This is a genomic window from Priestia aryabhattai, from assembly GCF_023715685.1.
Taxonomy (GTDB): domain Bacteria; phylum Bacillota; class Bacilli; order Bacillales; family Bacillaceae_H; genus Priestia; species Priestia aryabhattai_B.
In genome coordinates this window covers 670,867-694,768 of the sequence record NZ_JAMBOQ010000003.1, presented here as the reverse complement: position 1 = coordinate 694,768, position 23,902 = coordinate 670,867, and the positions used below count along the sequence as shown (strand labels likewise).

The following is a 23,902-nucleotide window of genomic DNA, read 5'->3' as shown; positions in this document are numbered from 1 at the left end:
TATCTCCTCCTATTTGTACCTCGTTGGTACACTATTAGTATGGATTAAGCGGCGCGTCATATCCTGTTCAAATTAAGGTAAAAACGGCAGAGCTTAGCACGTTTATATTCTTGCTACGTACTCTTTAACCATTTCTTCTGTTACTACTTTACGGCCTGGAATGATGGTATATTTTTGAGATAGCTCATTAATTTCCGCTGTTACAGCATTAATACCGTCTACAGAAAAGGGCTTCCCTTCTTTGCAAAGAAGCACAGCTGCTTCAATGGCTTGCTCGCGTCGAGCTTCTAAGCTGGCAAAAGCACGTACTAATTCATGTTGTTTTTTAGAATGGGCTGAAATTTCTTTATGTACACTCATGTTCTTTCCTCCATTATATTATGCTGAGTTAGTAAAAATAAGTTAATGTCCTCATGACTGATTTGCTTTTCTGGTAATTCTTTTAAGTTTTCTTCTATCGCTACAGCTTCTTTCTTAATGCTATCCAAAAAGTTTTTCATCTTTTCATTAAAAACAACTTGCCCGCTTATCTTGCATTGTACAAATTGTTCAATGATGGATTGCTGCCTATCGTCAAGGTTTGCCTGCTTACATAAGTCGGCAAATAAAACGACAGGTAAACTGCGCTGATTTACTACTACTTTCAGTGATAAAAATGCACGAATCAGTTGGAGCATCACTTTTATATCCTCTATTGTAACAGAAGATATCAGATTTCTTTTACTATTTATCGTTAAAATTTTAAAATAATGATATCCCAGTGCTTTTAAGGAATATGATTGAGCCATCATTTGCCGAAGAGGCTCAGCAAACGATGACTTCTGGTAATAAACAACAGGCGACCATAGCCACTCGTAAAGCGAAGGGTTTGATTTTGTAAACAAATAAATGGTTTTGTACAAATCCCACCCTTGCATATCATAATTGCCTTTTATTACATTAATGACATCTTGCGGCCTATTGAGATGAAGATAGCGTGCTGCTTTATACTTGTATATAAAGCGGACGTCAAAATCACTCGCTAGCGTGTCGAGTCCGTAAGCACGACTGCCTGATTCACAAGCAAACAAAATTTCCACCTTATATTCTTTTTCAATTTCCTGTAAACGTTTATTTATGTGTGTGGACATAAAAATTAATGATCCTTTCTTTCCTCCAATACATGTTCTAGCACCGTCATTGTACTTACCAATTCTTGAATTGGAAATTCTTCAGACACGGCAGCTTGCAGCTGTTTGTAATAATCATACCATTCTTCAGATACAGACTGTTTATGCGCTAAAATGTACTGATTCACTAAATGTGTATAGTGTGAATGAAGAGCGGCTTCTTCTTTCGCAATGTAGTGATTAACATCTGGCTTAATACGTTCTAGTAAAGCAGCGTGAAGCTTTGCTTTTTCATTTTTTTCAAAAAAGCTTTTATTGTTTTTATACAGTGAAAGCTCTTTTTGATACGATTCATTCTCATCAAATTGATGACTTGTCACAACTTCGCTGCCATTTGGAGGCTCTAATGAGTTCAACGTGGGAGTAAACGTCGGTTCATAGCGCTGTAGCTTTGTAACGATCATTTGATGCCAATCTTCGATTAATTTTACGATGTATTTTTCGATTCGCAGAGTGGTCGCACGCACTTCTTGAGTTGCGTCGAAGGAAATAGACGTTAACAGCTCCTGCAAACACAGGCGCAGCTGCTTTTGCTTTTCACCTCGATCATCTCTTAAGTTTGCCGGACTGAATGCTTCTTTAAAGAAGTCATCGTACCTCACAAAGAGACGTTTTTTCACATAAAATAAGAGCTCTTCTAATTCTCGTTCAAACTGCTGTTGTTCATATTCAAAGTGAATTTCATGCAGTTTTGCTGCTACCTGCTCATTTTTTATGTGAAGAGATTGAATGTATCGCTTTTTATCCACTTCTGATTTTGTTTGCACCTGTTTCATTTCATTGGCCACTGCTAAAATTTGTTCGAAATCTGCATAGACACTTTGGATAGCAAGCTCTGTTAATTCATAATTTATAAAGCGGTAAAACGCATTTTTGAACGGCAAAAACATTGTATCTTCGGTGTTTTGTAAAGCCTGTAAACTTGATACCGGGTATAAGCGCGGAAAGCGTATACCATATTGTTCAAGCTGCTCTTTTACATAAGTCTGAACTAACTGTAGCTCTGTATCCGAGCTTGCTAGATCTGCTGCATTTACTAAGAAAAACATTTTATCAAGCGCAAATACATCTTTTACACGGCCAAGCTGAATAAGAAATTCTCGGTCAGCTTTTGAAAATGCATGATTATAATACGTTACAAATAAAATGGCATCTGCATTTTTGATATATTCAAACGCTACTCCCGTATGTCTCGCATTGATTGAATCAGCCCCAGGTGTATCGACGAGCGTAATGCCTAAGCGAGTAAATTCACAGTCATAATACAGGTTAATAAATTGAACAAAACACGCTTTTTCTTCTTTGGCTACATAGTCATGAAATTCTTCTGTATCCACTACTACTTCTGAACCGATATGTTGCTTAACTTCGCCGTAGCCTTTTTCTACTGCCTGTAAAAACGACAAATGCAGCTGCAGCTCTTCCGTTGCCTGCAGAGTTGGAATAATCGTTAGCGCTTCTTCAATTGATTCTACTTCATGATGAAACAGCTTAAGCGCACCATTTAAATCTTGGATCATCTGCTCTTTTGTTTTCATTTGCACAACAGCTGTTTTATGCGGCCGTTTTTCTGTTGGAGGCATAATTTTATTAATAGTTGCTGTTGTCGGGTTCGGAGATACCGGAAGTAATCTTTCTCCAATCAACGCATTAGCAAAAGACGACTTCCCGGCACTGAATGCGCCAAATAAAGCCACGGTAAACGTTTGATTTGATAGCTTTTTACGCTTTTCTTGAAGCCTGTTAATAAAGCGGTCTAACTTTCCAAATGAACGAAGCTGTTCGAGAACAATTGATACATCTTGAAGAACCTTTTCCGTTCCTGTTTCATGCACAGCTTCCTCAGGCTGTGAAACTAACTCCCGCTCACTCGCAGCTTCATGCTTTTCTTCAACTTTCATGATACCCGTTTCATATTCTTCTTGTAACATATATGACAACTCGTTTGTGTCTTCTACCGTTAGGTCGTCATCACTTTGCTGTAAAGATTGAAGCAAAGCTTTTGTATGTGCCAGTTTTTCTTTCATTTCCTGAAGAGATGTATACGCTTCTTCAAATGCTTCACATTCCTGCAAGTGTTGATAAATGTTCTCACGCTTTATTTCATCTTGCTCTATTTTGCTCTGTTCGATCTGCGCATAAAGCTCGTATAATAATCGCGTGGCTTTTTTCTTAATGTGATCGGCTACATCTTTTGCGTACGTTAAAACATAATCACCATTAATCGTAGCTCCTGCTTTTACCGTTTCAATTAAATCATGCGGTTCTAGCGGGATTTCAAACTGCTGGACTTGACGTATAAGATCCGGGGCGGTAAGATTTTGATTTTTCACTAGCTCTTGCACATATTGCTGCAAGTGCCACTGTAGCTGAGAGGCTGCTCGTTCTTTCATATCATCAAAAAATAACGTTAGCCGCTCTTTTTTTACTTCCTCGGTCTTTTTCTTAGCAAATAAAAGACCCACTTTAAAATCAGGCTTTGTCGTTTCTAAAAACAGCCTAGCTTTTTCTCTCATTTCATATGGTGTCAAATTGGCGTTGCTTAGTATCTTGCCTGTTTCTCGTTGATACGTTTCTGCTAACTGCTTTTCAGCACGCTTCATTTCAGCTTCTTTTTCGATTAGCTCCTCTTTTTGCTGCTTATTCATTTCATGGTTCTCAAGCGTCAGCTTATGGCGCAGCTCGTCATGAATCGTTAACTTTTCTTCTTCTTGGTCTTCAATAAAGGCAAGGTGATCGTCAATTAACATTTGCATCGCATGTTGAATATGCTGATGTCGGTTTTCTTTTTCACTCATCATAGCAAGTAATAGAGACTTTACGTATGAAAGGTCATTATGACGATTGGTTGGCTCTTTTAACGACGTATAGAAGATTCCTTTTGGTCTCACATTCCACTTTAAAAATGACGTTTCTACAGATTCTTTAAATGCTTGAAATGTAAGCTGATCTTCTTGGTGTTTATCGATTTGATTTACAATTAAATAAAGCGTTTTATTAGCTTCTTGCAGCTGTTTTGCAAATTGAAGATTTAATTCTGCCTGCACATGATTATAATCCATCACGTAGAAAATAACGTCCGCTAAGTGAAGAGCTGACTCGGTCGATACACGATGCGCATCATCTGTTGAATCAATTCCCGGTGTGTCCATCACCACAACATTTTTAGGAATAGCATCTGTATCTATCGATAAATGAATGGACTCTACTTCATCTCCATCGACAGCAAACTGCTTAATTTGCTCATACTCATAAGGCGCTTCATAACGCACCGGCGACTGTTTGCGGTAATAAACGGTTGCATGCTCATCCCCAGCTTTTACTGATACTAAGTTTGCGCTTGTAGGAATAGGACTTGCAGGCAAAATTGCTTGCCCCATTAATTCGTTAATCATGCTCGATTTTCCAGCCGAAAAATGGCCGCAAAATGCTACAACAAATTCACCGTTCACCCACTTTTTTAACAGCTGTATTGCTTTTGCTGCCTGCTGTTCATCTCCAGCTGATTGAAATTGCTTATGTAAATGAAAAAGAGATGCTTTCAATTGGAGGTTTTCTTGATGTTTCACACTCACTTTACTCATTATTACTCTACCCCTTTTGCCTCATTCAAGACTGTATTTAAATGTTCTCTATCCATCTTTATTTCTGCTTATTCTTTCTCTATTTTACTTGATTCACATGCGTTTTCCCATAAAAAACTGAATTTTTAGTTACAAAAACAATAAAAAAGCTGTCAATAATTTGACAGCTTTGCATCGTACTTTTTATTCACCGCATGTATGTTACGCCTTTTGGGCTTTTTCAATATTTTTCATTACATACGTTGTGACGCCAACATATGTAGCAAGTGCTCCGATCACAAAAAGACTAACCATTACGTCCACCACCGTTTCTACTTGATGAAATTGATAATCTTTATCATTTAATTTTATCTTATCATGAAAGATAATCATTTTCAATTAGTTTTAAGATTTTTTTGAAGGAAAGAAACGTCCCCTATTTTGCATGACTTCGCCGTAATTTGTTTCATTCGTTAACGCTTGCTCTTCTAAGGGAATTCTAACGGCTAATATACACAAATTGAAAACAGAAAAAACAGCTAATGTCCAGTATGCCTGAAACATAAGCGGAACTAACACCAATTCTGCCGCTACCACTGTATAATTAGGGTGCTTCATAAAACGATAAGGACCTCTTAGCACAACCTTCGCATTAGGCAAGACGATAATTTTTGTATTCCAATACTTTCCTAACGAAGAAATAGCCCATATTCTTGCAAGTTGAACAAGCACAAAAAAGCTAAACAACAAAAAAGAAAAGTGATACATTCTATCGTTTAACACATACACTTCCGTAAAAAGAGCAGCAAAAAAAGCGGCATGTATGCTTACCATCCATTTGTAGTGACTTTGACCAGCTTCATATGCTCCTTGCTTCTTCATCCAAGCTTCATTTCTTGTGGCAATAACCAATTCACATAGGCGCTGTAAGATAATAAATACAAAAAAGCTATAAAAAAACAATCGCTTTACCTCCACTCTAATAAAAGCATTTCGGAACTAAATCCAGGGCCAAGAGCTGTTAATAAACCGTATTCTTTACTCGAAATTTCTTTTTTCATAAAGCGGTCTAGCACATACAAAACGGTTGCCGAAGACATGTTTCCATGGTTTTTAAGTACATCTAGGGAATCAGCAATCATATTTTCGTTTAATGATAGCGTTGATACATATGCTTCAAGTACTTTTTTCCCTCCAGGATGAGCAACAAAATGCTTTAAATCGCGACTGGTCAAATGTTGAGTTTGTAAAAAAGACTCAACTTCTCCGCCTAACCACGAATCGATAATCGTGGGAATATCTTTTGAAAAGACAACAAATAATCCATCACTTTTAATCTCCCATCCCATTACATCTTCTGAATTGGGCATAAGCGTCGATTGTGTATGTAAAATGTAAGGATAGCTTTTTTGAATGGCAAAAGTGGTATCTGCTTCGTCACCTGCGACTAAAGCAGCCGCTACTCCATCTGCAAATAAAGATGTACCAATTAAGTTGCTTTTTGAACGATCATTTCGCTGAAAAGTTAAACTGCAAAGCTCAATGGATAAAACAAGGACTTTGGCACGCGGAAAGGCTTTGCAATACTCATAAGCTCTTGAAAGTCCAGACGCTCCTCCAGCACACCCTAATCCCCAAATAGGAATTCTTTTTGTATGGTCTGAGAACGCAAGCTTATTCATAATTCGCGCTTCAATGCTAGGCGTAGCTAAACCGCTTGTTGAAACATAAAAAATAGCCTCAATTTCTCCACACGGCAAAGGGGTACTTACATAGTCCTTATTTGTTAAGCAGTCTTCAATTGCTTTTGTGCCTAATTCAACAGCAGATTCTATAAAAGCATCATTTTTTTCTTCAAATGTATGATCTTCTTGAAACCAAGATAAATCTTTTGCAAAATTACGTTTCTCAATTTGACCATTTTGAAAAACGGTCAGCAGACGATTAATATCTTTAAACGATTCGGAAAAAAGTTCTTTTGCAAATAGCAGCGTGTCTTGCTGAGTTAATTCATAAGGGGGAATTCCAAATCCAACTGAGATAATCTTTGGCATACACTTCACCTCTTTGATTGCGTTACATTTAACATTTGTAATAGTTGGGGATTTATTCAATCCTTTTTAGTGGAATGGAGGCGGAACATAAAAAAACTTTCCTGTAACTCAGGAAAGTCTACGTTTTGAAGAAGTGTATGTTTGTTGTGCACTTTTATTATAGCGCAAATAATCTGAATGTACAGATACAATTTATGGATTGACGAAAATAGGCGCTCATTTTTTTATGAAAAGAAGATGGACATATAAATTTCATCTACATATTCATTGTTGAAATAAGCTTGTTCTTTCATAACGCCTTCTTGTTCAAATCCTACCTTTTTATACAATTCGTATGCTACTTTATTAGAAGCAAACACAGTTAAAGACAGTTTATGAAGATTATTTTCTTTGCACCAGTTTAGCGTATAATTCATAAATTGCTTTCCTATTCCCATTCCCTGTGCTTTTGAAATAAGCCATGTACGGAAGAGCCCCGTGTGGCGCTTCATTTTAATTTCGCCTCTAAGAACACGTGCAATTCCAAGCACCTCACCTTCAACTTCAGCTACAACGTACATGTGATTGTTCTTTTCTACTGATGCAATAAAATCTTGTTCTTCTTGGACTGTCCGCGGCTCATCTTTTTGAATAAATTCCCCCGCCTCAATAATTTCTCTTACGGCTGTTGTAATATGCTCTGCATCACTTGCCTGTGCGGGGCGAATAGTGACTTCACGTTCGTCTTTTGCTTTAAATTTCACTATGTTTTTCTCTGCTGTAATCATCTATATCAACTCCTATGTTTTTCACCATTCAGTACTACTATTTTGGTTCTAGCTTACGTAATTTATCAGTGGTAAAGTTCTTCTTTTCCATTTTATCTAACAAGCAACCATGTGCATTTGTTATATTACCCACGCTTTAAATAAAACTAAACCATTTTTGAACTATTTATTCTTGCACAGACATTCTAGAAATGCAATTAATTACGCTAAAGAACTATTATTCCAAATTTTCTTTACAGAAGTGCATAAAAAAAACAGCAAAGAGAAATTCTCTTTGCTGTTGCTTTCTATTAAAGTCCCATTGAGATATATTTTACTTCTAAATAATCTTCAATGCCGTAATGACTTCCTTCACGTCCAAGGCCACTTTCTTTAAAACCGCCGAATGGAGCTTGAGCTGCAGATGGAGAGCCATCATTTACCCCTACAATGCCGTATTCTAATTCTTCAGATACAAACGTTGCTTCTTTAATGTTTTCTGTAAATACGTAAGCTGCTAAACCATAAGGGCTATTGTTTGCTCGTTCTACCGCTTCTTCTACTGTTTTGAATGTTGCTACAGGTGCCAATGGTCCAAACGTTTCTTCAAACATGCAATTCATGTCATCTGTTACATTTGTGATAATTGTCGGCTCCATAAAGAAACCGTTTTTAGTTGTTATAGCTTGTCCGCCAACCACAACTTTGGCTCCTTTACTTTTAGCGTCCGCAATTTGTGCTTTTACTTTTTCAACCGCTTTGTCGTTAATTAACGGTCCAACTTGTGTACCTTCTTCTAATCCATTTCCTACTGTTAATTCCGCTGCTTTTGCTGCAAATTTTTCAACGAAAGCATCTGCAATGGATTCTTGTACATATACGCGGTTTGTGCAGATGCATGTTTGACCTGCGTTGACAAACTTAGAAGCAATTACGCCGTTCACAGCAGCGTCTAAATCTGCATTTTCTGTTATGATAAACGGTGCGTGACCGCCTAATTCCAGCGATAATTTTTTCACAGTATCAGCAGCACCGCGCATTAAATGTTTACCAACCGCTGTTGAACCAGTAAATGTTAATTTGCGGATGCGTCCGTCTTTTTGCCATGTGTCACCAATAGCTGCTGCATCCCCAGTGACAACATTGATCACGCCTTTTGGAACGCCCGCTTCTTCTGCAAGCTCTACTAAACGAAATGCTGTAAATGGTGTTTCTTCAGATGGTTTTAAAACAATTGTACATCCTGCTGCAAGAGCTGGCGCAACTTTACGCGTAATCATTGCTGCAGGAAAGTTCCATGGAGTAATAGCTGCTACAACGCCAACAGGCTGTTTTTTAACCGTGATACGTTTATGCGTGTGATGAGCTGGAATCGTTTCACCATATACACGCTTTCCTTCTTCAGCAAACCAAGCAATATAATCATTACCATACTGCACTTCACCTTTAGCTTCTGCAAATGGTTTACCTTGTTCCGTTGTCATAATTTCTGCTAATTCATCTTTATGATTTTCAATTAGCTGATGCCATCTCATTAAAATAGCACTGCGCTCTTGAGCAGTTTTTTTCGACCATGTTTTAAAAGCCGTTGCCGCTGCATCAGCTGCAGAAGCTGCTTCCCTTGCGCCTGCCTTTGGAATTTGTCCTATAACTTCTTTTGTTGCTGGATTGACCACATCAATTTTCTCTTCTGTTGTTGTCCATTCACCGTTAATATATAGTTTGTTTGGATACATAATTCATCCTCCTAGTTGTGTGAATTTCTTTGTGCTGTGTTAACTACACTATATACACTAGCATCTTCATTGATTTATGAGAACTTCCCTTCTATACTATGGGTATAACAAAAGGTTATAGGTGATAAATATGAAAACAAAATGGCTTGAGTCTTTTATTGAAACAGCCAAAACAAAAAGCTTAAGCAAAGCAAGCGAACAGCTGCATATGACGCAGCCTGCACTTAGTAAGCAAATGAGAAAACTAGAAGAAGATTTAGGAGTTACATTATTTATTCGCTCCGCTACAGGAGTAGAATTAACCTCAGCAGGTGAACTTCTTTTACAAGAAGGCGAATCGATATTATCAAGCGTTCATGCTCTTCAAAAAAAATTAGTGTCTATGCAAGAAGCTTGTGATTTAACCATCGGAACGTGGCAAAGTATGGCTGCTTTTTACTTACCTTATCAACTGGCTTCTGCTAAAGACCACAATCGCCATATTGATATAAAAACCTCGCATCACTATTACGATTTGGTAGAGCAGTTAGAAAGAAATAAAATTGATGGAGCTTTATTTGATGATCGAGAGGTTCAACATACTTACTGGTCAAAGCTATTGTTCAAAGAAGACTTTTATTTATTTGTTAATGATCAGCACTCGTTGGCCGAAAAAGAAAACGTATCATTTGAAGATTTCAAAGAAGAGCCCATTGTAGTTCTTCCCCCCGGGTGCGATGTTCGGACGCTAGTAGAAAAAGCGTACAATCGTCATAACTTAAAAATTCCCATTGCAAATGAAATTGAATTTGCTCAAAGTATCATAGGATTTATTTCAGCTAATTTAGGTATTTCAATTCTTCCTGAAATTTTTATGCGCCACTTACAAAGCTCAAATATTAAAGCTTTACCTATAACAGACTTCAAGCTAAAAAGAGAAATTTCATTAGTGGCGAAAAACCCTGACGTGGGAAAGATGCTTTACACACTGTTTTTCAAAACACGTTCTTAATAGGAAAAGCAAATAAAAAAGAGTGCCCGCTGGGCACTCTTTTTTATTTCGATACCACTTCATTTGCTAACTTTGTTTCCGCAACTTGCGTACGAGGTGATTTCATCATATTAAAGACAATATTTAAAAAGATTGCTGTAAAACTCCCCATTACAATACCGCTTCCTGTCAAAACTTGAAGACTCTCTGGTAAGTTTTTGAAGAGTTCAGGTACAACCGTCACCCCTAGACCCATGCCAACCGAACATGCAATCACAAGAAGGTTTTCTTGTTTTGCTAAATCAACTTGACTAAGGATTTTAATACCTGAAGAGATTACCATTCCAAACATGGCCACCATTGCTCCTCCAAGTACAGAGCTCGGGATAACTGTCGTTACGGCTGCTATTTTAGGTAGAAAACCTAAAACGATTAAAATTCCACTCGCTGCAAATACAACATTTCTTGTGCGAACACCTGACAACTGTAAAAGTCCTACATTTTGAGAATAAGCTGTATAAGGAAACGCGTTAAAAAATCCGCCTAATAAAATCGCCAATCCTTCTGCACGATAGCCTTTAGATAAATCTTTTTCATCCACTTCTTTTTTACAAATATCACTAACAGCAAAATAAACGCCTGTTGACTCGACAATTCCAACGAGTAAAACAAGAAACATTGTCAGAATGGCCATAATATTAAAAGTTGGCATCCCAAAGTAAAACACATGTGGCATATGAATCCATGCTTCTTCTTTCACGCCGGAAAAATCGACTTTTCCCATAAAAGACGCTGCAATTGTTCCAACAACTAATCCTAATAAAACGGAGACGGAGCGCATAAATCCCTTTGTAAATCGATACAGAACAATAATCAATAGCAAAACGCCAAAACCTAAGCCTAAATTGCTCAAGCTGCCAAAATCTTTACTTCCTTCTCCTCCGGCTAAATCTTTAATCGCTACAGGAATTAACGTAATTCCAATAATTGTTACGACCGAACCCGTAACTAAAGGCGGAAAAAACTTAACCAATTTACCTAGAAAAGCAGAAAGAAGGACAATGAGTAAACCAGCCACGATAATAGAACCATATATGGAGGAAACGCCGTAAGAACCTCCAATTGAAATCATAGGTCCTACGGCTGTGAACGTACACCCTAATACAACTGGAAGACCAATTCCAAAAAATCGATTTTTCCATACTTGCAGTAATGTGGCCACACCGCACATAAATAAATCAATCGCCACTAAATACGTAAGCTGCTGCTGAGTCAAGCCAATGGCTCCTCCAACAATAAGCGGAACAACAATCGCACCTCCGTACATAGCTAAGACATGCTGTAAACCAAGTGAAAAGACTTTTCCTTTATTCATATTAAACCTCCACTGTTGGTTTATCTTCAACAAATGCAACTTTACCATTTGATAAAGACTGAATGCGTGCTAATGATTCTACTTTAACGCCTGATTTACGAATTTGTTTCCCTCCATCTTGGAACGATTTTTCAATAACAATACCAATACCGCCTACTTTAGCACCTGCTTTTTGAACGATATCCATCAAGCCGAATGCAGCTTGACCGTTTGCTAAAAAGTCATCAATAATTAAAATCACATCATCTTCTCGAATAAATTTATCAGCAACTGAAATTTCATTTTCTTCTTTTTTTGTAAATGAATATACTTTTGATGTAATCAGTCCGTCTTGAAGTGTTAAAGATTTTCTTTTTCTAGCAAACACCATCTCAACGTTTAGCTTCAATGCGGTCATAATCGCTGGAGCAATTCCTGATGATTCAATCGTTAAAATCTTCGTAATTCCTGCATCTTCAAAACGCGAAGCAAATTCTTCTCCAATTTCTTTCATCAATACAGGATCCATTTGATGGTTTAAAAATGTGTCTACTTTTAAAACCGTGTCCGATAATACGATACCATCTGTTAAAATTTTGTTTTGCAAAGCTTTCATAGTTCGTTCCTCCAACGTTTGTATTAAAAAAGCTCAAAAACATAGCTGCACTCGTATATGAGTAGAGCAATGTCTTTGAGCTTTTACGCACAAAAGTGAAAAACAAACTTCATCGCTCACCCATAGTCAAACTATTTACGGTAGTTTGGTAGATACTTACGAGCCCTATTCTCGTCATTATATGAGTGCGTTATTGAGTTAATTGTATTATATCAGCAAATCTTTTATTTGAAAATATCTAAAAAAGATATTTTCGAACATTTACTTGCAATACAAAACATAATATTCGGTTATAGCACTTTTTATACGTGATAAATTTGTCCATATTTCTCTTCTAGATATTGAATTAAATAATCTACATTTAACCCTTCGCCCGTCACATCGTTTAGAATTTCAAGAGGTTTTTTCATTTTTCCGTATTGGTGAATATGTTGTGTTAACCAATTTGTAATCGGCGAAATATCTCCTTTTTCAAGAAGTTCATCATAATTAGGCAATTCTTTTAACATGGTATGGTTAAACTGCGCTGCGTACATATAGCCCAGAGCATAGGAAGGGAAGTACCCAAAGCTTCCTCCGGCCCAGTGTACGTCTTGAAGCACACCTTCTCCATCGTGACTTGGACGAACCCCTAAATATTCTTCGTATTTCTCATTCCAAATTTCCGGTAAATCTTCGACTTTATATTCCCCGTTTATTAATCCTTTTTCAATCTCGTAACGAATCATAATATGAAGAGGATACGTTAACTCATCTGCTTCAATACGAATAAGAGACGGTTTTGCCTCATTTACTCCTCGGTAAAAATCATCTAAACCTACATCGTCAAATTGTCCCGGAGCATGCTTTTTTAGTACGTCGTAATGATGTTGCCAAAATGCTTTATTTTTCCCGACAAACTGCTCAAAAAACAGCGACTGTGATTCATGAATTCCCATTGAAGTACCTTCACATAGAACCGTACCAACAAGATTCTTTGAAATATTCTGCTCATATAAAGCATGTCCACATTCGTGAATCGTTCCAAAAATAGCCGTTCGGAAATCGTTTTCGGCATATTTAGTCGTGATGCGCACATCTCCCGGATTTAAACCAGTAGCAAAAGGATGGACCGTTTCATCAAGTCGCCCCGCTTCAAAATCATAGCCAAGTGTTTTTAACACATCTAGACTAAATTGCTTTTGCGCTTCTTTTGGGAAAGTACGGAATAAAAATTCCGTATTCGGCTTTGTATTTGAACCGGCGATTCGCTGAACAAGAGGCACAATATGCTCCCGTAGCTTTCCAAATACCTCGTCTAAGATTTCAACCGTCATCCCCGGTTCAAAAAGGTCCAATAAACGGTTATATTTGTTTCCTTCATACCCCCAATACTCCACAAACTTCTGATTGAACGCTACAATTTTTTCAAGGTACGGTTGAAATAAAGCAAAGTCTGCTTTTTCTTTTGCTTCTTCCCAAACCGACTCAGCTTTTGAAGTTAACGTAACGTATTCTTTATATTCATGCGGAGGAATCTTTTTATTTAAGTCATATTCTTTTTTACATTCTTCCACTGCTTTTTTTGTAATATCGTTTATGTAAGACTGTGACTGGGGGTTCGTTAATTTTTCAATAAAACCTGCCATTTCATCAGAAACAGAAAGATTGAATGCGTCTGATGACATCATGCCAATAACTTCAGAACGTTGATCTGCCCCTTTTTTTGGAGCACCCGTCCTTAAATCCCAATACATCACTCCGATAGCCTCGTGATAACTTTTGATTTTATTCATGTATTCATAAAACTGTTTCTCAATTTTTTGTATGTCTTCTCTCATTGTTTTTCCTCCTTACTTTCCTTATTTCACCATAAATTATTTTATCATAATAGTAACGGTATGTATATAACTGAATATTCAATCTATTATACACATAAAAGAAAGCGCGGTGGTAGCCGCGCTTTCTTTTATACGTTTTCTATTTTCGTTGGAACATTTTGTTCAATGATTGAACGCACTTTTGAATCTGTACTTTTTGGCATAAAGATCGTGATTAGACCCTTATCGTTATGAGAGCGAATCAGTCTTCCAACTCCTTGCTTTAAGCGAAGAAGCATATACGGCATATCCGCATCCCAAAATGGATCGACTACTTGATTGCGCTTTGCTTCAAAGACCGGGTCATTCGGCGGATAAGGCAGAGACCAAATAATTACATTAGATAGCGAAGGTCCTGGAATATCCAACCCTTCCCATAAATGAACAGCGCATAAAATCGTTTCTTCTTCCCGCTGGAACTGAGATACTAATTTGCTGATCTCTTGATCCCCTTCAAATAAAAATGTGTACTGATTTAACTCTTTTGAAGCTTCTTTAAACATCTCTAGTTCTTCTTTGCTGTTAAATAATAAAAGTGCCCGTCCGTTCGTTTTTTCGAGCTGAGCAACAGTAAAGGCAAATTTTTCAGCAAAAGCTTCTTCTTGATCATCCGAAACATTTTTTACCGCAATTTTCATTTGCTCATCATAATCAAATGGCGATTCAACGGAAAAAGAAAGCGGCTTTGCAATTCCTAAGCTATATGCTAAATAATCAAACGATTGGTTATCTGAAAGAGTGGCAGAAGTGAAAATATATGGTATTTTCTTCGCAAATACTCGTTCCTTTAAGACGTCCTTTACTGCTTGTGGCATAATAACCAACGTCAGCTGCCAGTTGTTTTCTTCCACCCAGTAGATGGCATTTTCGTTGTCCATAAATAAGCGCAGCGAATAATCAATTTGATCTAGGTACTCATCTACAATTCTCAGCGTATATTCGTCTACTGTATAGGTCTCACTCTCAAACACAAGCTCGTTTCCGATATGCTCAAGCAGCGATAAAAGTTCTTTTCCTACACTTTGTAATCCGTTTGTGCGGGCTACTTCTTTACGGCTAGAACCAACGATCTCTGTGCTTGCTTCACTTAAACGGTCAAAGAACATTGCATACACATCGATAGCGTGCTCGATCTTCACAGCAAATTCTTCTCGCACGTCATTTTCTAATAGACGCGTTAACAAATTTTCTAACGTATCTTCTTGAATGCGATACGTTAAAGCTTTTTGGGCAGCAAATTCCAGCAGGTGGCCTTCATCAAATACAACACAGCTGCTTTCAGGAAGAAGCGGAAGCTGTCCTTCACGCTTGCGGGCTTCGTATGTCCAAATGTGCTCCATGTAAAAATCGTGAGAGCAAATAATTAAGTCATGTGCTTTTCTGTAGTGCTCACGTGAAAGCGTTAAGCCGCATCTATGACGCTGCTCACAGGACGAGCAGTCTTGAAAGGTATCCCAGTTAATTTGATTCCATTCCTCATCTGTTAAGTGCGGATATTCTTTACGGTCTCCGTAGTGATAGAACGACTGCATACCGCTATGATCATGAACAAAATCAGGAAGCGTATCATAAATTTCTTCAATGTTTTCATTATCTGTTCGCGCTGTTACAGCATCTAATTTCTTTAAACACAGATACTGATCTTGAGATTTTGCTAAGCGAACATCCATGTTAATATCTAAAATACCAGAGAGCTTGGCAATGTCTCCTTCGGCTTTTACTAACTGTTCAATTAATGTTTCATCCGCACAGGCAATAATAGCTGGCTTGCCGATATATCTTGCATAACAAATAGCGTAAAGTAAATACACAATGGTCTTCCCTGTTCCCACACCTGCTTCTGCAAAGATTACATTTTTTTCTTTAAAAGCTCGTTCGATTTGAAAAGCCATAAAAATTTGTTCGTCTCGAAGTTCTAACCCTGCATCTGGAAGATGATCATAAAAAACATCACCTATCCATTCATTTAATTTGTCAAAAAAATTTTCATCCCGCTCAATTGTAAAAGGCAACCGCTCTCTCATCATCGATACTGACTCCTTTATTTATGTGAATATCTATCAATAAAAATTAGCTTCACTTCTTTTTATCTAGTAAATTTCTCATGTAAGCAAAACTTAATTATTGACTACTTTACCTAAAATGTCAATAAAAAGAGCTAAACATAAAAAAGTTCTGCCTGTAAGGACAGAACTTTTTATATAAAAGACGTGTATATAGAACGAAAACGAAATAAGTGCTATTAAAAAATTAATTACAGCGGAATTTTGAGTCCGTGGACTGAGACAATAAAAAGGCGGCTTCATATTCAGCTTTTGCTTGTTCAAGCTGAGTAAGCGTCTCTCCTCTAACTTCTATTCCCTGCTGCATTAAATGATAGCTATTTTCCAACGCTTGACGAATCATAGTGAATTGTGTGTTTCTATCCATTTATAAACATCCTCTCTCTGTAGTGCTTACTATAAAAGTGAATACTATCATTCTATACACCAGCTGTTTATTTTATTCTCAAAACCAGTATCTCTGGCTTAATAAATTGATTCTTTCTATGGTTTTCAAGCATGATTGCTTACGCTATTATTCAGCTTCCTCAAAAGCTTGGATGGATTGTATACGATTTTTTTGTTTGCGGAATGATCGTCCCTACTCAAGTCAATATGATTCCTGTCTTTTTACTGATGAATAAGCTCGGGCTCGTCAATATGCTAATAGGCGTCATTATCGTCTCCATAATTTTTTTGCTTCCAATCGGTGTGTTTATTATAACGGGGTTTATGAAAACTTTGCCAAAGGAACTATTCGAAGCTGCTCGCATGGACGGAGCGTCAGAGTGGAAAATATATCCAAAAATCGCTCTTCGACTCTCGATACCATCAATGGCTACAGTAGGAAGATACCTAGCAGATGGTACTCTTTAAATGTGCCTACCTTAAAAAGATTTGCGCGCCTCATAATTCGGTGAAAAGGATAAACAAAAAATGTATCTACGAGTGCATTTAATAACATATATTTTCCAAAATGGCCATATGTGAACTTTTTAATCCATAAAGAACCTGCTAAAAATGGACCTAAAAGTAAAGCAGCTTCACCTGTTAGATATCGATGGGGAGGATGAGGGAATATCCACCACTTCTTTTTTTCAGCAATATAGCTTTCAACCATAATTACAAAGGAAATAAACATAGTAGATGATAAGTAGCGCTTAATATGTTAGAAATAAGATAATCATTTCTCATTTTAAGTCTGCTATTGAAAAGAAATGAATACATATATTGCACTGCTACTCGCCCATACTATAAAAAACATAATGGGGTGAGTATATGCATAATTATTATGACGGACTATATAAATACCTGCTTAATGCTACATTTTGGTTTATTTTATTAATTGTCGTGCTCGGTATAGGCTTGTTTGGAATGCTAGCTTATCGGGGTTTAAAAAAGAAATAACGTACAAAAAGCCAAGCTGGTTTTACACCGCTTGGCTTTTGTATTTATTAATCGTTGCGTGGAGGACGAGGTCCCCAGTACTGATAGTAGTCTGTTTTAATAAACCCATTAAACAATTTGCGTTTTTTCGTTGCTTTTTTACCGTAGTACTGTTCAAACTGCTCATGAGATGTAAGCATATAAATAGACCACGTATCAAGCTTAGAAAACGCCTCGCCCATTTCAGCGTACATTTTTTCAACAGAAGGACGATCGCTTAAACGTTCACCGTACGGAGGGTTACCAATGATGATTCCATATTCTTTCGGTGTAGTAAAATCGCGCACTTGCATTTGCTTAAATTGAATTAAATCTCCAAGCCCAGCTTCAAATGCATTTTGCTCTGCTACTTTTACCATACGATGGTCAATATCATGACCAGCAATATCTAGCACTTGGTCGTAGTTCGCTAAGTCTTCTGCCTCTTCGCGCGCTTTGTCCCAAATACTTGCTGACATCCACGGCCACTCTTCTGATAAGAAGTCACGATTAAATCCTGGTGCAATGTTTTGACCGATAAGCGCTGCTTCGATGGCAATTGTACCAGAACCGCAGAACACATCGACAAACGGGCGATTCGCATTCCATGGTGTTAGCATGATTAGAGCTGCCGCTAGCGTTTCTTTTAAAGGAGCTTCCCCCTGCCCAACGCGGTAACCGCGCTTATGAAGTCCTGCACCGCTTGCATCAATTGTTAATGTGGCAACATCTTTCAATAGCGCTACTTCAATTTTAAACGTTGACCCCGTTTCTTCGAGCCAGCCTGTTGTTTTGTTATAATGTTTTTTCATGCTGTCAACAATTGCTTTTTTCACAATGCTTTGACAATCTGAAACGCTGAACAATTTAGATTTAACTGATTTTCCCGATACAGGAAACTGTGCATCTACGGGCAAATAATCTCCCCAATTTAATGCTTTTGTTTGTTCAAAAAGCTCATCAAACGTACGAGCTTTGAACTGTCCAACCTGTACTTTAATTCGATCTGCTGTACGAAGCCATAAATTGCAGCGAGCAATTGCGAGCTCGTCTCCTTCAAAGATAACCTTGCCATTATCTACTTCACATTCATATCCTAAAGCACGCACTTCTTTAGCGACCAGTGCTTCAATTCCCATTGCTGCTGTTGCAATAATTTTATATTTCGCCATTTTTCAACCTCATTTTGTTTCTAATTATCTACACTAAGTGTAAAAGTACCATATACATGCGCCGTAGTCAAAGCTTTCTCCGTCTTTTTATCAAAATGCAGAAACTGCTCGCTCTTGGTAGAGCCAGCAGTTTCTTTATATATGTCGCATATAAATTTGTTTTTAAAAGCTTTTCACTTTAAAATTGCGCAATCGGTTGCTCAACTTGTTTATGAAAGTAAGTATACACGTGTTTCATATGGGTGCAGCGTACATTTTTCAAGCGTTTCGTTTGTATCCAACGGATAATTATGAATCAGCACTTCTGTGTTTGCAAATGAGCTCTCTGAAGGGAACTCGAAGGTTTGATTATTCGGTGACATATTACAAATAACAACAGCGGTTTTACCTTCTAATGTTCGCGTATACGCGTAAATAGCGGAATCTTCTTCTGCCAACAGCTTATAAGTTCCATACACCAGCACATCATGTTGTTTTCTAATTGTAATGAGCTGTTTGTAAAAATTCAGTACCGAATTCTTATCACGTTTCTGCTCTTCTACGTTAATATCTACGTAATTTGGATTTACCTTCATCCAAGGGTTCCCAGTAGAAAATCCTGCATTTCTTTCTGTATTCCACTGCATTGGCGTTCTTGAATTATCGCGGCCTGTTTCCCAAATAACTTTCATAATATCGTCATGTGAATCGCCTTTTTCACGCTGAATACGGTAGTAGTTAATCATACCAACATCATCATAATCGTCAATAGAATCAAACTTAACATTGGTCATTCCAAGTTCTTGTCCTTGATAAATAAACGGTGTTCCTTTCATTAAAAAGTATAGTGCAGCTAAGCACTTTGCACTTTCCACTCGGTAAGCTACGCTGCCGAATTTATTTACAGAACGAATTTGGTCATGATTTTCTAAATATAAAGCGTTCCAGCCGTTGATTTCTTCTAAACCATTTTGCCAACTAGTTAAAATCGTTTTTAGCTCGATTAAATCCAGCGGTTTTTCTTCTCCTTTATCCCACAGTCCCATATGCTCGAACTGAAAAATCATATTGAAGTTTCCGCCATCTTCAGCTACCCACTCATCTGCGCTGTCCGATGTTACACCATTTGCCTCTCCAACCGTCATAATATCGTATTTGGCAAACGTATTTTCTTTTAGCTCTTTTAAATATTCTTGAATTCCCGGTCGATTCATATGCCCTTCAAACGATGGCACATAATCTAGCTTTTCAGGGTTCGGTAGATCTGGGAAGCCCGCCACTTTTTTAATATGCGAAATAGCATCTACACGAAAGCCGTCAATCCCTTTATCTAACCACCAGTTAACCATTTCATAAAGCTCATGACGTACTTTTTCGTTTTCCCAGTTTAAATCTGGCTGTTTTTTAGAAAATACGTGCATGTAATACTCTTTTGTCTTTTCGTCGAACTCCCAAGCTGATCCGCTAAAAATAGATTCCCAGTTGTTTGGCTCTCTTCCATCTTTACCTTCGTGCCAGATGTAATAATCACGATATGGATTTTCTTTAGAAGATCTAGATTCTACAAACCAAGGGTGTTCATCTGAAGTATGATTAATAACTAAATCCATAATCAGTTTCATTCCACGATGGTGAACTTCATCTAGCAGCTCATCAAAGTCTTCCATTGTTCCGAAATCTTTCATAATATCTTTATAATCACTGATATCGTAGCCATTATCGTCGTTAGGAGACTGATAAATCGGGCAAATCCAAATGACATCAATTCCAAGATCAGATAAATAGTCTAATTTTGAAATAACCCCTTGAATGTCACCAATTCCGTCGCCGTTTGAATCCATGAAGCTCCGCGGGTAGATTTGATACGCAACAACTTCTTTCCACCATTTCTTTTCCATGTGCTCAACCCCTCAAAATAGTGCTTTTACATAAGCGTTCGCATTTACGCATATCGCTATTTTATAATGAATACCTGCAAAAAAATAGGTTTTTCACAAAAAAAATCGTTATTCTCTTTTGAATAACGATTCTCACTCCACTAATTTGTGTTTAAAGGCATAGATGACTGCTTGAGTCCGGTCCTGTACATCTAGCTTACTTAATAAATTGCTCACATGTGTTTTTACCGTCTTTAGCGCAATAAATAATTCGTCTGCAATCTCTTGATTTGTTTTACCTTGTGTCATTAGCAGTAAAATTTCCATTTCACGAGTTGTCAGTTCTTCATGAGGTAAAGACGGTTTTCTCATTTTAGACATCATTTTACCGGTTACTTCCGGCTCTAATACGGATTGCCCCTCATATGTACGGCGAATAGCAGCTGCAATTTCTCCTGCTTTAGACGTTTTTAATAAGTAGCTTGTTGCCCCTGCCTCTAGAGCGGGATATACTTTTTCATCATCTAGAAAGCTAGTGACAATAATCACTTTTGCTTCTGGCCACTGCTTAATAAGTTGTTTTGTTGCTTCAATCCCGTCCATTTCTTCCATGACTAAATCCATTAAAATAATATCCGGGCGCAGCTGAAGCCCCAATTCAACGGCCTCTTGACCATTTGCCGCTTCAGCTATTACATGAATGTCTGTTTGAGCCGACAAATACGCTCCTACCCCAATACGAACCATCTCATGATCATCTACTAACAGCACATTAATCATTTTGCTTCTCCTCTCTTTCTACTAACGGTACTTTTACTTCTAGCTTTGTTCCTTTGTCGGGCAAACTAATAATTTTTAATATGCCTCCAATTTCAACTGCGCGTTCATACATATTTTGCAGGCCGTACGATCCGACTTTTTCCTTTTCTACATCAAAGCCAACTCCGTTATCAACAATACGTAAAATAATGGAAAAGTCACGTTTAATCAGCAGTACATCTAAAGCTGTTGCATTTGCATGACGCAGTGTATTTGATACGGATTCTTGCAAAATTCTAAACAAGTGGTCTTCAATGCCTTTATCTAGTTCAAATCCTTCTATTTTCCAATTTAATTCAAGCGGTACTTTTTGAGCAAGCTCATTCATCAGTTCTTTCATTCCAGCCTGTAGCGATTTTCCTTTTAATGCTGCAGGTCGAAGATGAAGAAGCAAAGCCCTCATTTCAAGCTGCGATTGATTAATCATTTTTTCGACCATCTTTAGTTGCTTAGCTTGGGAGTCTTGTAGCTTAAGGTTGGATTCCGTAATAGCAGACATAAGCATCGAAGCGGCAAATAGCTGCTGACTAACGGAGTCATGCAGTTCTCTAGCAAGCCGATTTCGTTCCTGAGAAACGATTTCTTGCACTTGCTTTTGCTGATTTTCTACTTTTTCCGTTGCCATCTTTTGAGATTGCTGTGCTTGAAGAATCATTTTATGATCTACTTTGTTTAAACGGCTTATAATTCGAGACGTTTCTTGAATAAGCGGTTCATTTGCCGACATATGCCGGTGGCCATTTTCTATTTCATATAATCGGTTTTCAACATATGTCCACTGTTGTCTCCACATAAACCCCATGATTCCTCCAATCACACTTCCAATCGTAAGGCTTAAACTGAAGGAAAACAGCACAAAAGGCATGCCAAATACGCTTGTTTCCCATAAGTCACTAAGGTGAAAAACAGGATATGCGAAAAACACGGTAAGGAGCACGGATAAAAATACAAAAAAACTTGAGAAAATCCCCCATAATAACTGCCGTTGAAGAATACTCATATCCTTTGCACCTCTAAATCTCCAATCACAACAGTTGTAACAATCTTCACCCTATGAGCAGATTGTTCAAATTCCTCTGTTTTGATAGACAAATTTTCATTGAACGAAAAGCCGCGCTGATGTCCGAAAACCGTTACGTTTCCTGCTAGTTTAGAATGATTCACAGATACTTCCGTTTCGTAAGGAATGAGCACTTTAATATTTCCAAACACTTGACGAATAAAAATAACCGCATCACCTTTTGGTAGAACCGTATTGCTTAAATCAACAACAATGTCTCCCCATACGCTTTGAATATTAATATCATCCCATTCGTATACTGAATCTTCGGTTCTTTGACTACCAAGAAGTTTATTCGTGAAAACTGGCCGGACTTGCACCAAACTTTGGTTTGGCTGCTGTGTAAATTCGTCAGTTGGTCTGAATTCAACCGGATGCTTTCTTGATTGAATAAATCTAAGTAAAAAATACAGAAAAAGAGCAATAACTAAAAACTTAAATGCAACCGTATTAAATATATTCAACACAAGTCCAATAACGCCAATCCAAAATAAAATGCGCCCTAGTTTTCTTCTCATTTTTTTCCGCCCAATATACATGAACGCACCGGCAATTAATACAGAAAAGATCAAGCCGCTGTGAAAAAACATAATTTCAATAAACAGGACAAATAAACTGCAAATAAAAATGAACATAAGAGATTCTGTTTTGTTTACGCTTTGCACAGCTCCCTCTCCTTTCTCCTCGTAGATGACATAGCGTTCTTTGGATGCTATTCCTGCAGATATCTATTCTCTCACCTTAAAAAGACGCAGAAACCTACGCCTTTTTTAGAATACCATGTTTTATGCAGTAACACTGATTTTTTATGATGATTTTACTCTTTTTTCTAATTCAGCAATCTTGCTGTCTACCGTTTGTCTATAATAATTTGTATTAATTTGATTTTCAAGCTGGTCAATATAGGTTTCCATTTCATTAAACTGGCTGTAAGACGCATAAGATGATTCTGTTTTCATTACTGAATTCATACGATGATGCGCACGGGCAATATTTTCGCGCCCCATTAGTTCCATACGGCGAATATGCATATCTTTTACCTTATGCTTCATTTCTTCATACTTTTGTTCAAGCTTCTCTAACTGTTTGGATGCATCTTCATAAGATTCTTTTACACGCTTTGCTCTTTCTTCGTAATGAGCATGTTCTTTTAAAATAAATTCATGTAATTCTGCTTCTTCAGCTGCTTGTGCTACTTGTGCTTGCTCATGACGTTTTTTCATCATGTCAAGCGCCATATGGTACTCGCGATTAAACTGTTCTTTTAACGTGTACTGTCTCTCAACAAGCTGCCTTACCTTTTCGGTCTCCTGCTCGCATTGGCGCAAATAGTGATTTAATGCAGCAATTGGATTTTTTTGTTCTTTATGATCAAGTAATTGATGAAGGTCTGCAGAAATCGTTTCTTTCATTCGAGTAAATAAGTTTCTCATTTTGTTCATCTCCTTAGATAATGAAGTA

At 37.5% G+C, this 23,902-nt stretch carries 22 protein-coding genes and 1 riboswitch; of the genes, 3 read left to right on the top strand and 19 right to left on the bottom strand.

Annotated elements, in window-relative coordinates:
- Nucleotides 1-102: 102 nt before the first annotated feature.
- The 8 genes from M3225_RS16630 to M3225_RS16595 form a co-directional block, all read right to left on the bottom strand.
- Complete coding sequence (locus tag M3225_RS16630; protein WP_013082381.1) at nt 103-360, bottom strand: DUF2533 family protein; 258 nt, start codon at nt 358-360, stop codon at nt 103-105.
- Nucleotides 357-1,130, bottom strand: a complete 774-nt coding sequence (locus M3225_RS16625) for a nucleotidyltransferase domain-containing protein (protein WP_251395472.1) — start codon at nt 1,128-1,130, stop codon at nt 357-359. Before M3225_RS16625 ends, M3225_RS16630 begins: the two co-directional genes overlap by 4 nt.
- A gap of 5 nt (nt 1,131-1,135) precedes the next feature.
- Complete coding sequence (locus M3225_RS16620; protein ID WP_251395470.1) at nt 1,136-4,753, bottom strand: dynamin family protein; 3,618 nt, start codon at nt 4,751-4,753, stop codon at nt 1,136-1,138.
- A 201-nt stretch (nt 4,754-4,954) separates the two neighbouring features.
- Nucleotides 4,955-5,125 (bottom strand): hypothetical protein, encoded by a 171-nt coding sequence (locus tag M3225_RS16615; RefSeq protein WP_251395468.1) that lies wholly within the window; start codon nt 5,123-5,125, stop codon nt 4,955-4,957.
- Between the two features lie 12 nt (nt 5,126-5,137).
- Entirely contained in the window at nt 5,138-5,695 is a 558-nt protein-coding gene (locus M3225_RS16610) for an isoprenylcysteine carboxyl methyltransferase family protein (protein ID WP_251395466.1), read from the bottom strand.
- Between the two features lie 5 nt (nt 5,696-5,700).
- Entirely contained in the window at nt 5,701-6,786 is a 1,086-nt protein-coding gene (locus M3225_RS16605; protein WP_251395464.1) for a type III polyketide synthase, read from the bottom strand.
- 224 nt (nt 6,787-7,010) lie between these two features.
- On the bottom strand, nt 7,011-7,553 hold the full coding sequence (locus M3225_RS16600; protein WP_251395462.1) for a GNAT family N-acetyltransferase: 543 nt from the start codon (nt 7,551-7,553) through the stop codon (nt 7,011-7,013).
- Between the two features lie 290 nt (nt 7,554-7,843).
- The gene (locus tag M3225_RS16595) at nt 7,844-9,268 is read right to left on the bottom strand and encodes an NAD-dependent succinate-semialdehyde dehydrogenase (protein WP_251395460.1); all 1,425 of its coding nucleotides are present in this window, start codon (nt 9,266-9,268) and stop codon (nt 7,844-7,846) included.
- Between the two features lie 130 nt (nt 9,269-9,398).
- On the opposite strand from M3225_RS16595, the gene M3225_RS16590 reads away from it, so the two are divergent.
- On the top strand, nt 9,399-10,259 hold the full coding sequence (locus M3225_RS16590; protein WP_251395458.1) for a LysR family transcriptional regulator: 861 nt from the start codon (nt 9,399-9,401) through the stop codon (nt 10,257-10,259).
- Between the two features lie 43 nt (nt 10,260-10,302).
- Here the strand turns inward: M3225_RS16590 and M3225_RS16585 are convergent, their stop codons facing one another.
- The 5 genes from M3225_RS16585 to M3225_RS16565 form a co-directional block, all read right to left on the bottom strand.
- On the bottom strand, nt 10,303-11,613 hold the full coding sequence (locus M3225_RS16585) for a nucleobase:cation symporter-2 family protein (RefSeq protein WP_251395456.1): 1,311 nt from the start codon (nt 11,611-11,613) through the stop codon (nt 10,303-10,305).
- Between the two features lies 1 nt (nt 11,614).
- A complete protein-coding gene (locus tag M3225_RS16580) occupies nt 11,615-12,208 on the bottom strand; it encodes a xanthine phosphoribosyltransferase (protein ID WP_251395454.1) in 594 nt (197 codons plus the stop codon).
- Between the two features lie 103 nt (nt 12,209-12,311).
- Nucleotides 12,312-12,413, bottom strand: a riboswitch (purine riboswitch).
- A gap of 97 nt (nt 12,414-12,510) precedes the next feature.
- Nucleotides 12,511-14,028: a carboxypeptidase M32 gene (locus M3225_RS16575; RefSeq protein ID WP_251395452.1), complete on the bottom strand. Its 1,518-nt coding sequence runs from the start codon at nt 14,026-14,028 to the stop codon at nt 12,511-12,513.
- 128 nt (nt 14,029-14,156) lie between these two features.
- A complete protein-coding gene (locus M3225_RS16570) occupies nt 14,157-16,094 on the bottom strand; it encodes an ATP-dependent DNA helicase (protein ID WP_251395450.1) in 1,938 nt (645 codons plus the stop codon).
- A gap of 223 nt (nt 16,095-16,317) precedes the next feature.
- Complete coding sequence (locus M3225_RS16565) at nt 16,318-16,497, bottom strand: hypothetical protein (RefSeq protein WP_251395448.1); 180 nt, start codon at nt 16,495-16,497, stop codon at nt 16,318-16,320.
- Between the two features lie 131 nt (nt 16,498-16,628).
- Between M3225_RS16565 and M3225_RS16560 the strand changes: the two genes are divergently transcribed.
- Both M3225_RS16560 and M3225_RS29620 read left to right on the top strand, forming a co-directional pair.
- Nucleotides 16,629-16,985 (top strand): ABC transporter permease subunit, encoded by a 357-nt coding sequence (locus tag M3225_RS16560; RefSeq protein ID WP_251395446.1) that lies wholly within the window; start codon nt 16,629-16,631, stop codon nt 16,983-16,985.
- Between the two features lie 402 nt (nt 16,986-17,387).
- Nucleotides 17,388-17,516 carry a hypothetical protein gene (locus M3225_RS29620; protein ID WP_285885697.1) on the top strand — a complete coding sequence of 43 codons (129 nt, stop codon included), beginning with the start codon at nt 17,388-17,390 and terminating at the stop codon, nt 17,514-17,516.
- A 47-nt stretch (nt 17,517-17,563) separates the two neighbouring features.
- Here the strand turns inward: M3225_RS29620 and M3225_RS16555 are convergent, their stop codons facing one another.
- The 6 genes from M3225_RS16555 to M3225_RS16530 form a co-directional block, all read right to left on the bottom strand.
- Complete coding sequence (locus M3225_RS16555; protein ID WP_155008271.1) at nt 17,564-18,706, bottom strand: THUMP domain-containing class I SAM-dependent RNA methyltransferase; 1,143 nt, start codon at nt 18,704-18,706, stop codon at nt 17,564-17,566.
- A gap of 209 nt (nt 18,707-18,915) precedes the next feature.
- Nucleotides 18,916-20,583: a glycoside hydrolase family 13 protein gene (locus M3225_RS16550; protein WP_251395443.1), complete on the bottom strand. Its 1,668-nt coding sequence runs from the start codon at nt 20,581-20,583 to the stop codon at nt 18,916-18,918.
- 132 nt (nt 20,584-20,715) lie between these two features.
- The gene (locus tag M3225_RS16545; RefSeq protein WP_251395441.1) at nt 20,716-21,342 is read right to left on the bottom strand and encodes a response regulator; all 627 of its coding nucleotides are present in this window, start codon (nt 21,340-21,342) and stop codon (nt 20,716-20,718) included.
- Nucleotides 21,335-22,381: a sensor histidine kinase gene (locus M3225_RS16540; protein WP_251395439.1), complete on the bottom strand. Its 1,047-nt coding sequence runs from the start codon at nt 22,379-22,381 to the stop codon at nt 21,335-21,337. The genes M3225_RS16545 and M3225_RS16540 overlap by 8 nt, the downstream gene beginning before the upstream one ends.
- Nucleotides 22,378-23,106, bottom strand: a complete 729-nt coding sequence (gene liaF / locus M3225_RS16535) for a cell wall-active antibiotics response protein LiaF (RefSeq protein WP_251395436.1) — start codon at nt 23,104-23,106, stop codon at nt 22,378-22,380. Before liaF ends, M3225_RS16540 begins: the two co-directional genes overlap by 4 nt.
- 141 nt (nt 23,107-23,247) lie before the next feature.
- On the bottom strand, nt 23,248-23,874 hold the full coding sequence (locus M3225_RS16530) for a PspA/IM30 family protein (protein WP_251395434.1): 627 nt from the start codon (nt 23,872-23,874) through the stop codon (nt 23,248-23,250).
- Between the last annotated feature and the right edge of the window lie 28 nt (nt 23,875-23,902).